This window comes from Streptosporangium amethystogenes (genome assembly GCF_000721075.1).
Classification (GTDB): Bacteria; Actinomycetota; Actinomycetes; order Streptosporangiales; family Streptosporangiaceae; genus Streptosporangium; species Streptosporangium amethystogenes.
This window is the reverse complement of sequence record NZ_JOEQ01000022.1, coordinates 126,583-141,231: the sequence shown is the minus strand read 5'-3', so window position 1 is coordinate 141,231 and position 14,649 is coordinate 126,583. Positions and strand designations below refer to the sequence as shown.

The following is a 14,649-nucleotide window of genomic DNA, read 5'->3' as shown; positions in this document are numbered from 1 at the left end:
CTGCCGGTGGCCAGTGAACGCACCAGCGCCTCGTGCGGGGAGTCACCGTCGCCAATGATCAGGGACGTCCGGGCTGTCACCGCAGTCGGCACGATCGCGCTCACCGCTGTCTCGGCGGCGGCCTTGGCCGCACCGTACGGGGTGATCGGGTCGGGAACGCACGTCTCGTCGTAGCGAATCGCGGCACCGGAGAAGACCGTGTCGCTGGACACATGGACCAGGCGCCCACCTGCCGCGGCGACAGCGAGAGCCACGTTCACGGCTCCAGTCGCCGTGGTCGCCCAGTCTGTCTGCCGGTACGCCGCGTTGATGACCACCTCTGGCCGAAACACGTCGATCAGCGCATGGACGTCCTCTCGTCGGCGTACGTCGAGCGGCGACCACTCGACACCTGCGGTCTCTCCCGATCGGGTCAGGTAGGTCGCGGCCACCTCATGCTCGGCCACCGAACACTGCCGGACGAGTTCGCTGCCGAGAAAACCACTGCCACCGACGATGAGGAACCTCATGGCCGGTCACCATAATTGATCAGTCGCCCTGAAGCAGCCGACATACTCATCGGCACTCCGTTCCTACGGCGCGTCCGCGCGAACGTGACCGAACAGCAGGGCCAGGCAGATTCCGGCCAACATCCACGCCGCACTGGCCGGGGTGTCCTTCGCGGGAGAGACGGCGACGTCGCTGTGGCAGCGCATCCCCGAGCAGGTTCTCTACATCGGCGTAGCACTCTGGGCGGCGAGAGTCATCAAGGGACTTTCAGGCCGTACGGCCTCCACGAGCAGCGCGTCCACCGGACTTTAAAGCGCCGGGCGAGCCGACCACGGCACGGCAGACGCTGATTCGCCGACCGCCTTACCGCTCATGCGGGGAGTTCGGCATCGGCGAAGGCGCCGCCGGTGAAGCGGTCGACGAGAGGCCCCGTCCCGGGCTGCTGATCGACGGTGTCGACGGGCTGGCAGTGGAGTATCGACGCCACGCCGTTATCTCGGCCTCGTCGAACGACGTCTCCGGAGCGATGACCACCACTTATGGGGCTCCCTGATGTGCTCGGCGTACAGTGACGCGCCCGAGCCTATTCGGCCCTTGAGCGGCGACCGGTCGGCCAGTGGCGTCAGATCTCCGCTGAAGATCAGTCACGTGCGGAAAACGGGGCTGGCGGGACGCCGGACATCCGTTACCGGCGTATGGCCCGCGACCCGTGCGCGCTCGTCTTCTTCGGTGACAGCCCGCTCGCCGTGGTCGTCGTGGATCTCACGCCCGGCGGCGACCGGGTCGCCGGCATCTACTCGGTCACCAATCCCGACAAACTCTCCGGGATCCACTAAACACGACGCCTTCCCCCGGTGAGGCGGTGATGAGCGGGAAGAAGGACATCATGGCTGCTACGGGTGTCAACCATCCGGTCTTCGCCCGCTTCTATGCCCGCATCAGCCGGGTTGTGGAGGAGCGGGGGCTGGCCGGACACCGCCAGGCGCTGCTGGAGGGCCTGTCTGGGCAGGTGATCGAGGTGGGCGCCGGAAACGGGCTGAATTTCGCCCACTACCCGTCCACCGTCACGCGCGTGCTCGCGATCGAGCCGGAGCCGCGGCTGCGTCGCCTGGCCCGTGCCGCGGCCGCGCGGGCGCCGGTCCTGATCGAGGTTCGCGACGGCCTGGCCGAGCACCTGCCGGCCGCCGATGGCACTTTCGACGCCGCAGTGGCCTCGCTGGTGCTGTGTTCGCTGCCCGATCCGCACGCGGCGCTGAGCCAGATGCGCCGGGTGCTGGGTCCGGGTGGGCAACTGCGGTTCCTGGAGCACGTGCGCGCCGACTCGGCCGCGCTGAGGCGAGTGCAGGATCTGCTGGACGCCACCGTCTGGCCGCACCTGGCCGGTGGCTGTCACACCGGCCGTGACAGCGCGCTGGCGATCCAGCAGGCCGGGTTCACCATCACCGCCCTGGAGCGCTTCTTGCTGCCCGCGGTGCGCACGCCGGTGTCCTTCTTCATCCGGGGAACGGCCTACCCGGCCGCGTCGGCGCCGGTCACCGGCGGGTGAGGCCGTCGCGTGCCGCGTCGTCGCAGGTCAGCGGCTATACCTGATTCAGTACGGCGGGTAGTCGCCCCAGGTCGATCGGGGTTATGTGCGGAATGCGGGGCTAGCCTTCGGCCGCCGTCTTCAGCATGCGGAGCAGGTCATCGTGGCCCTGGCGGAGCTTGGCGCTGCTGTAGAAGAGCGTCAGCAGGGGGCCGGACATGGACTCCTCGATGGTCACGCGCGTCCGCCCGTTCTCGGTCGCCTCCAGCCGCATCCGGTCGATGGCCTTGACGTAGCCCATCGCGACACCGGTCCAGGTGAGTTCCCGCTCCGGCTCCACCACGGCGAAGGTCGACCTGATCGCCGATCCCCGGATGTTCCAGCGGAAGGTCGCGTCCGGCTTCATCTCGCCGAGCTCGACGACGTACGCGTCCGAGCGCCACTTCGGCCAGTCGTTCATGTCGGCGAGCAGCTTCCACACCTTTTCGGCGGGGGCGTCGATGACGATCGAGGCCGAGGACTTGACGGGTGCGTCCTCGTCGAGCCGCCCCTTCTTGGCGTACTCCTCGTGCAGGCGCTCGATCGACGGGCCGGCGTAGAGAACCTTCATGACTCTCCTTCAGAGCGATGTTCTTCTATGAGAGCAATGCTCTCGCATTGGTGTGTTCGAGTCAAGAGCACCGCTCTCGATAATGAGCGGTGATCCGGACCTGCGGGGCGCACAGCGTGGTAGGTGTGCAGGACGGCCGCGGGCGGTCATGGGCGTGCTGGAGCGGGCCGGTGACGATGCGGGCACGCAGGCCGGGACGCTGGAGGTGGCCGCGGCACGGCGGGCGGTGGAGCAGGTCGCGCCGCACGAGCTGGTGCGGGCTGCGGCCGAGCGAGTGGAGGAGCCGGCGCCCGACGATTCGGCCGGCGAGGTGGCCACTCGCCATGGGGCGGTCCGGCCGTTTCCGGGGTCGAGGAACAACGGGACAGGCATTAGCGGTACGGGCTGTTCGAGCGGGTCCAGGGCGGTGCACGACCAACGGTGTCGAGTCGGCTTTTCGGCCCGAACATGGCGGGACAGTCCGGCGCGATAACACGATCCTTAGTGTTTCCGCAGGTCGTGGTGACCATCCGCGCCATGATCCATCTCACCGCTAATGGCTGTCCCCGCGTTCCTCGACCCCGGGACTTTGGCGGCAGGGCTGAAGCGGTGATGAGCTACCGGGTCAGCGGGTCGGCCACAACTTCACGTTGTTGTCGAGGCTGCCGGTGGCGAGGAGTTTACCGTCCGGGCTGAAGGCCACCGAGGAGATCCAGCTGGTGTGGCCGGTGAGGGTGGCGCTCGGTGCGAGGTCAGTGGCGCTCGGTGTGGGGTCGGGGGTGATCGGTATGGGATCGGAGGGGATCGGTATGACGGTGGTGCAGGCGACCGTGGTCGGTGCGCCGATGGCCAGGATGCCGAGCCCGCCCAGGAGCAGGGTGCGGCGGGATAGTGACCGGCGCTGCCCCGAAGGGGTCGTATTCACCCCCTTAGGTATAGAAGATCACGCTTGAGGTTGACTTGAAGGTGCCTGCATCACCTTCTGCCCGCCCGGGCCGAGCAACCCGCCGGAGGCGAACAGCTTCGGAGCGTGGCCGCGTCGGGTGGGCCTCCGGGCAGGATCGGACCCCATGGCGGCAACGGCACGCTTCTCGACGGTGAACTCGGCCACCCGCGGGAGGAGTTCTTCGCGAACTCCTCCCGCGGGCGGCCGAGGCAGCGATCCGCAAGCGGCTTCCAAGAGAGCTCTTCCATGCTCGCTCTGTGAAGAGGGGATGGAAGACGCGGCGTGCGGTCAGGTGCCTGCTGGCGGCGTCCGGGTGTGAGCTGGTGATCGCGGCGGTCGGCCTCGTTCTCCTGATCCTCCTGCGGCGGGAGCTGACGGCCCAGCAGGAGGGCGACGACGGGGTGAGCCACTACCTGGAGAGGATGGTGGAGGGCGTTCTCCCGTGGTACGTGTGGGGCTACCTCGCGGCCGGTGTGGTCACGCTGGCCGTGGCGGCCCTGGCGTGGCGGCGAGGTGGGACCGCGGGGGTGCAGGCCGTCGCGGCGCTGGTTCTCGTGCCGTACACGGTGTTCTACCTTCTCTTCGGCCTGCTGGTGGCGTCCGTGGACGACTACTGGTACGTGGGCTGGTATCAGAACGTGGTTCTGTCGCTGGCGGGCGCGGCCGGGCTCCTCTACCTCGCGGGAGCGGCCCTGCTCTTTCTCGCCGCACCGAACCTCCGGGGAGACGAAGACCGCGCGGCTGGGACACCGGACGCCGTCGTTGACGTACGGGATGGCGGGGCGGTGGTGCGGGGATGGCGGAGAGCGGGTGCGGGACGTGCCGTCGTGTGCCTGCTGGCGGCGGCGTCCGGGTGCAAGCTGGTGATCGCGGCGATCGCCCTCGTTCTGCTGCCGCCCCTTCGGCGGGAGCTGGCGGCCGGCTACCGGCCCGGCCACGGCGTGGACACCTCCCTGGAGACAGTGGTGAGCAGTCTGCAGTGGTACGTGTGGAGCTACGCCGTGGCCGGTGTGGTCACGCTGGCCGTGGCGGTCCTGGCGTGGTGGCGGGCCGGGAGCGCGGGAGCGCGGGCCGTCGTGGTGCTGGGGCTCGGGCCGTACACGGTGCTCTATCTTCTCTTCGGCCTGCTGGCGCCGAGAACCGGCCTGCGGACACGGGAGGAGCAGGTGGGGTGGTACTCGGACATGGTCCCGTGGCTGGCGGCGGCGGCCGGGCTCCTCTACCTCGCGGGGGCGATCCTGGTCTTCTTCGCCGGGGCCGTCCGCCATGCCGGGCGTCCTCGCGCCGCGGGCATACCTGAATGAGGCATCATTTCCAGCCACCGCGAAAAAGCTGTCCCGTCTCACCCGGTCCTGCTCGACGTGAGGGGACGGTCCCGGTCGGTGTTGTCGTCATGCTGAGCGGCAGCCGCCTCCGTACCTCGGGCAGAATTCAGGGGGACGTGGCCCGACAGCGAGGAGAAGGACGGCGCGATGAAGTATCTGATGCTGATCTACGGCAACGAGGAGATCTGGAACGCGCTGGCGCCGGAGGAGATGGCGAACCTGATCACCGAGGTCGACGGGTTCAACAACGCGTTGCGCGAGTCGGGAGAGCTGCTTGAGTCCGAGGGGCTGATGCCCCGGCCGCGGTCGGTTCAGTGGGTGGCCGGTGACGCGGTCGTCACCGACGGCCCGTACGTCGAGGCGAAGGAGTTCGTCGGCTCCTACTTCGTGGTCGAGGTCGAGGATGAGCGGCGGGCGCTGGAGATCGCACGGGCCTATCCGGCGCTGCCGAGTGGCGGTGGCCTGGAGGTATGGCCGCTGATGGGACGTGGCTGGGCGAGTGCCGAAGTCTGACGAGCCGGTCGAGCCGGTCGAGTCGGTCGAGTCGGTCGAGGAACTGCTGAGGTCGCTGGCGTCCCAGGTGCTCGGTTCGCTGGTGCGCCGGTACGGGGACTTCGGCCGATGCGAGGACGCGGTGCAGGAGGCGCTGATCGCCGCGGCGGACACCTGGCCGGATGGCGGTGTCCCGGACCACCCGCTGGGCTGGCTCAAAAAGGTCGCGGTGAACCGGTACATCGACCGGGTTCGGGCCGACAGCGCCCGGGAGCGCCGGGAGCGGGCCGCTCTCGACGCTCTGCCGCGCGACGCGCTGGTCGCACCACCGCCGGACGCCGAGGAGGTCCGTGACGACCTGCTGGAACTGCTGTTCCTGTGCTGCCACCCGGCGTTGACCGCCCCGTCGCAGCTGGCGCTCACGCTGCGGGCGGTCGCCGGACTGACCACCGGTGAGATAGCGGCGGCCTTCCTGGTGCCCGAGAAGACGATGGGACAGCGCGTCTCCCGGGCCAAGCAGCGCCTGCGGGAGGCCGGAGCGCGGTTCGAGCTGCCGCCGGATCCCGAGCACGGACCTCGGCTGCAGGTCGTGCTGCACGTGCTGTACCTGATGTTCAACGAGGGCTACAGCGTCAGCGCCGGCGCACAGCTGCGTCGGCCCGACCTCACCGGACAGGCCCTGCGTCTGGTGCGCCGGCTGTACGCGCGGCTGCCCGAATCCGGTGAGACGGCGGGCCTGCTGGCGTTGATGCTGCTGACCGAGGCGCGCGGCGCGGCGCGTACCGGCCCTGACGGTGTGCTCGTGCCGCTGGCCGAGCAGGACCGGTCCCGCTGGGACGCCGAGGCCATCGCGGAGGGAACCGACCTCATCACCCGTACGCTGGCGACTCGCCCGCTCGGTCCGTATCAGGTTCAGGCCGCCATCGTGGCGGTACACGACGAGGCACCATCGGCCGAGGCCACCGACTGGCGGCAGATCCTGGCGCTGTACGAGATCCTGGAGCGCCTGCACCCCAACCCCGTCACCACCCTCAACCGGGCGGTCGCGCTGGCGATGGCGCGCGGACCGCACGCCGGACTGGCGCTGTTGCGCGAGCTGGAATCCGGGGTGCTCGCCGGCCACCATCGACTGCTGGCCGTCCGCGCCCACCTGCTCGACCAGGCCGGGGAGACCGCCGCCGCGGCCCTGGCGTACCAGGAGGCGGCACGGCTGGCCGGTAGCCGCCCTGAGCAGCGGTTTCTTCTGCAGCGGGCGGCCCGTTGCGCGAGGTGAACCGAGTCGCGGAAAAATATCTGGGCGGGCAGGTAGAAATCCGGTCCGCGGCTCCGATCCTCTCCTGAGCGGGCCCCACCGGGGGCCGCAGGAACAGGAGCGAAGCGATATGACCAAGGTGACGGCACAGATGTCGGTGTCACTCGACGGCCACTACGCCGGCCCGCGACACAGTGGTGCGGCGAGGGACTGGCTGGAGTCGGCGGAGGCCGCGGGCTTCTTCCGGGTCACCCGATGGGCGACCGCCGCCATGGCCTGGCGCGAACGACAGGGCTTCGCGGGCGGTGAGCAGGACGTCAGCTCCGACGTCATCGCCGAGTCGTTCGAGGCCGCCGGTGCCTATGTCATGGGGCGGAACATGGCGGACGGCGGTGAGGTTCCCTGGGGTGACGAGCCGCCGTTTCGCGCGCCGGTGTTCGTGGTGACCCACCGCCCTCGCGAGACCCTGGTGCGTCAGGGCGGGACGAGCTTCACCTACGTGACCGACGGCGTCGCCAGTGCCGTGGAGCAGGCGCGCGCCGCCGCGGGGGGTAAGAACGTGGCCGTCGCCGGAGGGGGGAGTCTGCTGCGCCAGGTGCTCAAGGCCGGCCTGCTGGACGAGCTGGAACTGCACATCGTGCCGGCCGTGCTCGGCACGGGGATGCGCCTGCTGGACGCCGACCTCGACCTCGCCGAGAAGGAGGCGATCGAGCTCACGCCCACCAGGGTGATCCACACCCCCGAGGTCACGCACATCCGCTACAGCGTCAACGGGCGGGCCGCCCTCGTCCTCGACGACCGCGGCAGGGGGGTGGACGTCCTCTAGCCCTCCGATATGAGAGTCGCCAGGCCTCCAACCACGGGGGCGGAGGCCGGGGCGACCGTCGAGGCCATCCGAGCCGCCGGCCGGTCGTCACCCGGCCGGCGCCCCACCGGTCTGGGCCGCGCGATGAGCCTTCCGTGATGTCCCAGGTGTGCTTCGGGACTGGCGCACACCGGCCGGGAACGATCCATGTGCGAGTTTCGCCGAAGGGTGCAAGCCTCGTCGGACGACCTGGAAGGCGGAATGACGTGAGTGAGACTGCGCTTCGGCCGAACTGGAGTACGGCGGCTCGAAGGAGCTGACGGGGCTGGCCAGGGCGCTGGACAACGTCCGGATTCTGCGCGAGTTCAAGAACGACGATCTGCAGGCTTTTCGTGCGCTCAAGTCCGCGGTGCGCAGGCACGGCGCGGACGCCCCGGTGGTCGAGCGGGGCATCGCCCTGTGCAACCTCATCGACCTGGCCACGGTCCTCGGTGAGCCCACCGATCCATGGGCCACCGATCTGCGCGGTCTGGAGCTCAGCACCGACGACCGGCAGCGCATCGAGTCGGAACTCGGACATCTTCCCGGACTGCAGGAGTGGCTTCCCTGAAGAGCACCGGACCACCCACTGACCGGTCAAGAAGCGAAAACTCCGTGTTCATTTACCCGCCATCGGACTCTATGATCTTGACTCGGCGGAGTGCGTCCTCTCGCAGGCGCTTCTCCATCACCTGGGCTGCCGTTCATCGTGAGTGGATCGATCGGCCCGATGAGCTGGTCTTACGAAGGAACCCAGCAATACATCGTCATTTCTTCTATTTTTGAGGGATTCATTAATTTGATAGCTCGCCCGGTGAGGCGAAGGGGGCACACGTGACGGCTGACGGTCTTGAGGAGCTACTCGTCGGCCGGTACGAGCTGCTGGGAGAGATCGGCACCGGGGGAATGGGCACGGTGTGGAGAGCCCGCTCGGTGGCCACCGGCGAGCCGGTGGCGGTGAAGGTTCTCCACAAGAATCTCAGCACCGACGACGGTGTGGTGCTGCGGTTCGTGCAGGAGCGCAATGTGCTGCGCGCGCTGCGCCATTCCCACATTGTCGCGGTGCGCGACTTCGTCATGGGGGGCGACCAGCTCGCCCTGGTGATGGATCTCGTCGACGGCAGGGATCTACGGGCGTTGCTGCGTGAGCGTGGCTCGTTACCTCCCGCCGAGGCCGTACGCCTGATCGGTCAGATCGCCGACGCGCTGACGCACGCCCACGCCCACGGCGTGGTTCACCGTGACGTCAAACCGGAGAACGTCCTGATCGATGCCGCCGGACAGGCACGGCTGACCGACTTCGGCGTGGCGCGTCTCGCGCACGGCCCCGGTCTGACCCAGACCAGCCTGATCCTCGGTACTCCTTCCTACCTGGCGCCCGAAGTGGCCGACGGGCAACCTGCCACCCCTGCCGTGGACGTCTACGCGACAGGTCTGGTGCTGTACGAGCTGCTGGCCGGACGTCCGCCCTTCGTCGGCGACCATCCGATGGCCGTGTTGCGCCAGCACGCGATCTCGGCCCCACGCAGGCTGGCCGGGATGCCCGATGCCGTCTGGTCGATGATCATCACCTGTGTCGCGAAAGATCCGGCGCAGCGGCCCTCCATCGATCACGTGGCCGCGACCGCTCACGCCCTGGTGCCGGCCCTGGCCGGCTTGCCCGCGCTTCCCCCGATCAGCCGGTCGGCCGACCCCGCGATCACCCGCGAACCTCTGGCCCCCGACGTGCCCACCGATATGGCCGCCACCTCGCCTCGTTCCCGTCCCGAGTCACGATCGCGGCTCAGGGGGCGCCTGATCGGCGCGGCGGCGGTCACGACCGCGCTGGCCGCCTCGGCCGCGGTGGCCCTGGTGGCGAACTCCTCCGGCGAGACCGGTCTCACCGTGTCAGCAGAGCGTGCCGGGACCGCGCCCGCCCTGGCTCCTCCCATGACGGTCCGGAACACACCGCCGACCCCGCACACAGACGCCACCTCCTCGGAAGAGTCCCCTTCACCCAAGCCCAAGCCCAAACCCAAGACGGTGCCCGGCACCTCGCCGATCACCGCCGCTGAGCCCGCCAAGAAGGACAAGGTCACCGCCAGACCGTCGCCGAAACCGACACGACCGAAGACGGAGGTCGCACCGGAAACCGAAGGACCGGCGGACGCCCCCGCTTCCGAACAGCCGCAACCCCAGTGGCGGTGCAGGTCGTGGATATCCACCGGAGATGGCACCGGCACGCAGATGTCCCCCTGCATCGCCCTGGTCGGCGACGTCTTCCATCTCCTCGGCCGTATCCGGGGCGTCGCCGATGTGCGCTCGGACGTACACGTCCAGCTGTACAACACCGACGCCGACAGCAACGTGTCCCCGCCCATGATCTGCACCGGTCTGTCACCGGTCGGCGACGGCGCGGTCGCCACCTGCGGCCCGTTCACCATCACCGCTCAGCACGTGGGTGCGAAACTCAACGTCCGGCAACGCTGGCGCAGGACCGGCACCTCCGCCTTCGGCGGGGGCGGCGAAAGTCCCTGGGTGTTCTGGTAGCCCTGGTTCCGGTCAATCTCTCGCCGGCCGGGATGATGAGCGTGCCCTCCCGACGGACGGGAGCCTGCGCGTGAGCACGGCGGGGGATCGGGCTATTCGCCGGTGACGCCGTCGATCCGCTCGCGCAGCAGGTCGGCGTGGCCGTTGTGCCGGGCGTACTCCTCGATCATGTGGACCAGGATCCAGCGGTGGGAGCGGTCCCGCCCATGGCGCCGCCGCTTTCCGGCGGCGTCCGGCGGCATCTCGGCCGAGAGATCGTTGTGCGCTCATCGCCAAGAAAGGGAGCGGAAACCCGGCTGTCAGTCATTGCCCACAATTCTCCCGCCTGCGAAATCCGGAGCGGTCATCGGGTGCCCCAAGAGTGGGCTCATCGCAAGAATTTCGTGTCGACCGCCTCGTCCAGGCGAGCCAGTATCCGGGGCAGCAACGAATTCAATGCCGCGCCGGAGGCCTCATCGGTGGCCGCGGTCAGACCCCAGCCGTTTGAGATCGCGTATATTATTCTCCCCGCGCTGCTGTCAAGCCCCGAGTCTGGTTTATAGCTGTACGTGTATGCGAGCGAAGCGTTACCCAAAGGTGCGGGAGAGTACCGGGTGAACGTCCAGAGGCCCTCGGTTTCGGAATTTTTAACGGGCGAGCCTCTTTCGGAGCAGGAATTTTTCGCCCTGTGGAGCGAGTCCTGAGCCTTCTGGACGTCGGACGGTGCGATACGGCCAAATGTGACGACCACCACGGCGTTATTCTCCATGGTGAACTTCGCCTCGATGTACGGTGGGGCGATATCGACGGCGTTGGTGTCCAGAGCCGGCAGGCAGTCGTAGAAGTTCACGCGGCCGAAACCGTCTATCCAATCTTCGGCCGACGTTCCGGACAGTCCAGCGACGTCTCCCAGTCCGGGGAGCAGTTGGAGCAGCTCGGCTTTCGAGTGTATGTTGACGCGCGGGCCGCTCTCCACGATTTCCGGCGTCGTCTCGCGCAGCAGGTACTGCGACAGGGTAAAGGCGATCAGCCCCGACAGAACAACTGCGGCCACGCGGAGGCCGGTGCTCATCTTCATATCCCCGCCTCACTTACCTTTGGCGCGATCCCAGCGGTTGGGGCCCAGGTCGAACTCGTACTGGTGAACGTACTTCCGGGACACCCCGGAAACCCGGAAAGGTTTGTCCGGGCGGTATATCGACCACGTTCTGCCCTGTGCCGCCAGGTCTATCTGGATATCCCACTCATACGTATAGGGTCCTGCGACGGTGGTTATCTCAAACACCTTGGACTCGCCCTTTTTGAGTAGTTCGCTCTGCGAGGCGAAGTAATAGGAGCCGAGTTTGATGTCTGGCGAGGAGGGCTCCAGCACTTCTCGGGCAATGGGATTCGGTGACTTCAGGTCGAAGCCCACCTTTACACTCTTTTCCCCTCCCTGGGGGCCGTACCGGAACAGTGTCCCCGAGACGACCGGCGTGACCTTCAGGACTCTGGCCCGCATGCCTATGATCCTGACGGCTTCCGTTCGAGATCCCTCTATGATCAGCTTCACCCCCTGGAGGTTGGTCTTGACCAGGCGTGCCTTTATGGCGGGGTCACCGAAGATCTGACCGCCCTTGGACAGTTGTCGCGCCGTTCCGAAGTCGATGGTGTCCGCGGTCGCCTGGGACCAGTCGTCGATGACGTCGTCATCCTCTTTGGCCACGGCATGGATCTCAGGGAGAAGCCGCTCCGAGGATATCTCCACTATCTTGGGAATGGCCGCGCCGATCGCCACGGTCAGTACGGTGACAAGGATGAAACGAGGGCCGGAAAGCAGTTTCGCGCCCAGGCTCTTCGGTGGCGGGTCGTCGGGTGGAGCCTCCTGGCGGACCTGTTGCACATTCGGGCGAGCAGCACTCTTCCTCTTTGATTTCGACATGTGCTGCTCTCGCCGGAGGGGCCTGTGGATGGAGTTTCTCGTGTGTCCCTGCCACGACATCGCTGGAAGCGTCGCCCGTATTACAGCCGGGGAGTTGTGGCTCTGACCAGATGTCTGCCATGACTCGAATGTCAGGCCGGTCTCGGCGACGAACAGGTCTGACACCCAGGACTCCCGCCGCCGGAACCTCGAACGATCCCGCGGTCATGGCGGATAGGCGTCCGCGGGGAGGTCCTCGAAGCCTCGACGATCCTCGCCCCGGCAACCCTCCGCTGTCGTCACCCGCGCAAACGCGGGATTACGCCGGTCATCGCCCTCGCCGTACCGGTGAGCGACATACTTCCGAGTATGTCGGCCATCAGCAGGGTGAAAGGGTACGCGTGACGGCGAGCCCCGCCGAGACCTTCTGCTGGACTCACCCCACTGACCTGGCCGACACCGAACATCGCCGTCGGGTCGATTCCGGTGACGGGGGAGCCCTCACCTCGTCACGGAGCGCTGGCCGGTTCCGGTGGCCGCGTTGGCGAGGCGGGTGGACAGTTTGCGGAGGTGCCGGGCGAGTTCCGGGGGTGACTCGACCTCGAAGTCGACGTCGAGCATGCCCACCGTGAACACGATGAGGTCGAACGAGTCCGAGGCCATCTCCAGCAGGCAGGTGTGGTCGTCGACGGGGGTCACCAGTCCGCTGACGCGCCCGGCGACGTCCGTCGCGGAGGCGTGCACCCGCAACCGGGCGCGGAGCGGCCACATCTCGAAGCCCATCGTTCTGCACAGGTAGGCCGCCACGTCACCGTCGGGTGGTTCACGATGGGTGAACCGGGGACCGTTGGGCGTTCGCGGGGACATCCGGTCGACCCGGAAGGTGCGCCAGTCCGTCCGTTCGACGTCCCAGCCGACCAGGTACCACCTCCGCCCCCAGCAGACGAGGCGATGTGGCTCGACGTCGCGGCGGGACTCGGCCCCGTGGTGGCCGACGTAGTCGAAACGCAGCGTCTCGGCGGCCCGGATCGCGGCCGAGATCGCGGTGAGCACCGTCGCCCGCACGGTGGGCCCGCCCTTGGACGGCATCGCGACCACCGCGCTTCTCAGCGCGGTGACCCGGTGCCGCAACCGGGACGGCAGCAGCTGCTCGACCTTGGTCAGGGCGCGCAGCGAAGCCTCCTCGATCCCCGCCACACCGTGCAGCCCGACCGTGACCGCCACCGCCTCCTCGTCGTCCAGCAGCAGCGGGGGCAGCGAAGTACCGGCGCCAAGCCGGTAGCCGCCGACCGGGCCCATCGAGGCGTGGATCGAGTACCCCAGCTCGCGGAGCCTGTCGACATCGCGCCGCACCGTCCTGGTGGTGACCCCCAGCCGCTCGGCGAGTTCCGTACCGGTCCAGTCGCGGTGCGTCTGCAGCAACGACAGCAGCCGCAGCAGCCGGGCGGGTGTTTCCAACATTCCTCCACTATCGCTCCTGTGTAGGAACGGAGCTGTCCTACACAGGGCGGAGGGTGGGCGGCATGAGCACAGAAACGCCCTTCCGCATCGATGTCCCGCAGGCCGACCTCGACGACCTGCGGGACCGGCTGGCCCGTACCCGCTGGCCGGACGAACTGCCCGGCGTCGGCTGGTCCTACGGGGTGAACAGGGACCACCTCGTCGAACTGGTCGACTACTGGCGCACCGGCTACGACTGGCGGGAGCACGAGGCCCGCCTCAACAAGGTCCCGCAGTTCACCACGGAGATCGACGAGCAGAACATCCATTTCCTGCACGTACGCTCGCCCGAGCCGGACGCCACCCCGCTGATCATCACTCACGGGTGGCCGAGCACGGTGTACGACTTCCTGGACATCCTCGGGCCGCTGACCGATCCGCGGTCACACGGCGGGGACCCGGCGGACGCCTTCCACCTCGTCGTCCCCTCGCTGCCGGGCTTCGCGTTCTCCGGGCCGACGCGGGAGACCGGCTGGGGGATCAACCGCACCGCGCGGGCCTGGGCCGAGCTGATGCGACGTCTGGGATACCGGCGTTACGGCACTCAGGGCGGCGACTGGGGCAGCATCATCTCCCCGGCGATCGGCCGGGTGGACTCCGAGCACGTCATCGGCGTCCATGTCAACGCGCCGGCCAACGCCGCGACAGCGGCCGATCCCAGCGAACTGGACACGCTCTCCGCGGCGGACCGGGAGCAGGCCGAGCAGAACCAGCGGTGGTGGTACGGCCGCTCCGGCTACGCCACCCAGATGGCCAACCGGCCGCAGACCCTGGCGTACGCGCTCAACGACTCCCCGGCCGGTCAGCTCGCGTGGAACCTGGAATGGTTCGTGGACTGGGACCCCGCCCGGACCGAGCAGACCCCCGTCGACCGCGACGTCATCCTGACCGACGTCACGATCTTCTGGCTGACCGCGACCGCGGGATCAGCAGCTCGGCTCTACCGTGAGGCCGGACCGGAGTCGTGGGGCCCACGTCCCGAGCCCGCACCGGTCCCGACGGGTGTGGCGAACTTCCCCGGAGACCGGGCGATCCGCGGGCTGGCGGAGTTGTCGAACACGATCACTCACTGGTCGCGGCACTCCCGCGGCGGCCACTTCGCCTCACTCCAGGCCCCGGACCTGCTGGTCTCGGACATCCGGCAGTTCTTCCGGACAGTACGACCGCGATAGCCGGCCGTCCTGGCGCGGGCCCGGTGGGGTTCCAGATGCGGCGCGCAGGGGGAGGAGTCCGCCCGGCGCATGGCGTCGGCCCGGCGGCCCCGCTGCTCGGGGAGGCC

The 14,649-nt window shown here is 68.3% G+C and carries 15 protein-coding genes and 1 pseudogene; 9 read left to right on the top strand and 7 right to left on the bottom strand.

What is annotated here, in order from left to right:
* A partial coding sequence (locus IG98_RS0127945) for a sugar nucleotide-binding protein (protein ID WP_030918466.1) occupies positions 1-509 on the bottom strand: 509 nt, incomplete at its 3' end.
* Between the two features lie 675 nt (positions 510-1,184).
* Between IG98_RS0127945 and IG98_RS50895 the strand changes: the two genes are divergently transcribed.
* Entirely contained in the window at positions 1,185-1,325 is a 141-nt protein-coding gene (locus IG98_RS50895) for a hypothetical protein (protein WP_211264118.1), read from the top strand.
* Positions 1,326-1,375: 50 nt separating this feature from the next.
* Positions 1,376-2,035, top strand: coding sequence for a class I SAM-dependent methyltransferase (locus tag IG98_RS0127925; protein WP_030918465.1), 660 nt, complete (start codon positions 1,376-1,378; stop codon positions 2,033-2,035).
* A gap of 100 nt (positions 2,036-2,135) precedes the next feature.
* Here the strand turns inward: IG98_RS0127925 and IG98_RS0127920 are convergent, their stop codons facing one another.
* Positions 2,136-2,624, bottom strand: coding sequence for an SRPBCC domain-containing protein (locus IG98_RS0127920; RefSeq protein WP_030918462.1), 489 nt, complete (start codon positions 2,622-2,624; stop codon positions 2,136-2,138).
* Between the two features lie 604 nt (positions 2,625-3,228).
* Complete coding sequence (locus IG98_RS53565) at positions 3,229-3,528, bottom strand: WD40 repeat domain-containing protein (protein WP_030918456.1); 300 nt, start codon at positions 3,526-3,528, stop codon at positions 3,229-3,231.
* A 278-nt stretch (positions 3,529-3,806) separates the two neighbouring features.
* On the opposite strand from IG98_RS53565, the gene IG98_RS0127905 reads away from it, so the two are divergent.
* From IG98_RS0127905 to IG98_RS47405, 6 genes are all read left to right on the top strand, one after another.
* Positions 3,807-4,853 carry a hypothetical protein gene (locus IG98_RS0127905; RefSeq protein ID WP_030918453.1) on the top strand — a complete coding sequence of 349 codons (1,047 nt, stop codon included), beginning with the start codon at positions 3,807-3,809 and terminating at the stop codon, positions 4,851-4,853.
* A gap of 168 nt (positions 4,854-5,021) precedes the next feature.
* Positions 5,022-5,387: a YciI family protein gene (locus tag IG98_RS0127900; RefSeq protein ID WP_030918451.1), complete on the top strand. Its 366-nt coding sequence runs from the start codon at positions 5,022-5,024 to the stop codon at positions 5,385-5,387.
* Entirely contained in the window at positions 5,374-6,639 is a 1,266-nt protein-coding gene (locus IG98_RS0127895; RefSeq protein WP_051753042.1) for an RNA polymerase sigma factor, read from the top strand. The genes IG98_RS0127900 and IG98_RS0127895 overlap by 14 nt, the downstream gene beginning before the upstream one ends.
* 109 nt (positions 6,640-6,748) lie before the next feature.
* Entirely contained in the window at positions 6,749-7,444 is a 696-nt protein-coding gene (locus tag IG98_RS0127890) for a dihydrofolate reductase family protein (RefSeq protein ID WP_030918446.1), read from the top strand.
* 388 nt (positions 7,445-7,832) lie between these two features.
* Positions 7,833-8,033 carry a hypothetical protein gene (locus IG98_RS52655; RefSeq protein ID WP_211264117.1) on the top strand — a complete coding sequence of 67 codons (201 nt, stop codon included), beginning with the start codon at positions 7,833-7,835 and terminating at the stop codon, positions 8,031-8,033.
* 263 nt (positions 8,034-8,296) lie between these two features.
* Positions 8,297-9,991: a serine/threonine-protein kinase gene (locus IG98_RS47405; protein ID WP_051753041.1), complete on the top strand. Its 1,695-nt coding sequence runs from the start codon at positions 8,297-8,299 to the stop codon at positions 9,989-9,991.
* Positions 9,992-10,083: 92 nt separating this feature from the next.
* On the opposite strand, the pseudogene IG98_RS49125 reads toward IG98_RS47405, so the two are convergent.
* The 4 genes and pseudogenes from IG98_RS49125 to IG98_RS0127855 all read right to left on the bottom strand — a co-directional run.
* Positions 10,084-10,245, bottom strand: a pseudogene (locus IG98_RS49125) (mycothiol transferase); the annotation flags it as partial.
* A 113-nt stretch (positions 10,246-10,358) separates the two neighbouring features.
* Entirely contained in the window at positions 10,359-11,048 is a 690-nt protein-coding gene (locus IG98_RS0127865; RefSeq protein ID WP_030918437.1) for a hypothetical protein, read from the bottom strand.
* A gap of 9 nt (positions 11,049-11,057) precedes the next feature.
* Positions 11,058-12,056 (bottom strand): hypothetical protein, encoded by a 999-nt coding sequence (locus IG98_RS0127860; protein ID WP_157594554.1) that lies wholly within the window; start codon positions 12,054-12,056, stop codon positions 11,058-11,060.
* Between the two features lie 315 nt (positions 12,057-12,371).
* The gene (locus IG98_RS0127855; protein ID WP_037971454.1) at positions 12,372-13,331 is read right to left on the bottom strand and encodes a helix-turn-helix transcriptional regulator; all 960 of its coding nucleotides are present in this window, start codon (positions 13,329-13,331) and stop codon (positions 12,372-12,374) included.
* Between the two features lie 62 nt (positions 13,332-13,393).
* Between IG98_RS0127855 and IG98_RS0127850 the strand changes: the two genes are divergently transcribed.
* Positions 13,394-14,542 (top strand): epoxide hydrolase family protein, encoded by a 1,149-nt coding sequence (locus tag IG98_RS0127850; protein WP_030918429.1) that lies wholly within the window; start codon positions 13,394-13,396, stop codon positions 14,540-14,542.
* The last annotated feature ends 107 nt before the right edge of the window (positions 14,543-14,649 follow it).

Bases quoted from the DNA above. Each gene is read 5' to 3' on its own strand.
- IG98_RS50895 (WP_211264118.1), top strand. From the start codon at position 1,185: ATGGCCCGCGACCCGTGCGCGCTCGTCTTCTTCGGTGACAGCCCGCTC.
- IG98_RS0127925 (WP_030918465.1), top strand. From the start codon at position 1,376: ATGGCTGCTACGGGTGTCAACCATCCGGTCTTCGCCCGCTTCTATGCC.
- IG98_RS0127920 (WP_030918462.1), bottom strand. From the start codon at position 2,624: ATGAAGGTTCTCTACGCCGGCCCGTCGATCGAGCGCCTGCACGAGGAG.
- IG98_RS0127900 (WP_030918451.1), top strand. From the start codon at position 5,022: ATGAAGTATCTGATGCTGATCTACGGCAACGAGGAGATCTGGAACGCG.
- IG98_RS0127890 (WP_030918446.1), top strand. From the start codon at position 6,749: ATGACCAAGGTGACGGCACAGATGTCGGTGTCACTCGACGGCCACTAC.
- IG98_RS0127865 (WP_030918437.1), bottom strand. From the start codon at position 11,048: ATGAAGATGAGCACCGGCCTCCGCGTGGCCGCAGTTGTTCTGTCGGGG.
- IG98_RS0127855 (WP_037971454.1), bottom strand. From the start codon at position 13,331: ATGTTGGAAACACCCGCCCGGCTGCTGCGGCTGCTGTCGTTGCTGCAG.
- IG98_RS0127850 (WP_030918429.1), top strand. From the start codon at position 13,394: ATGAGCACAGAAACGCCCTTCCGCATCGATGTCCCGCAGGCCGACCTC.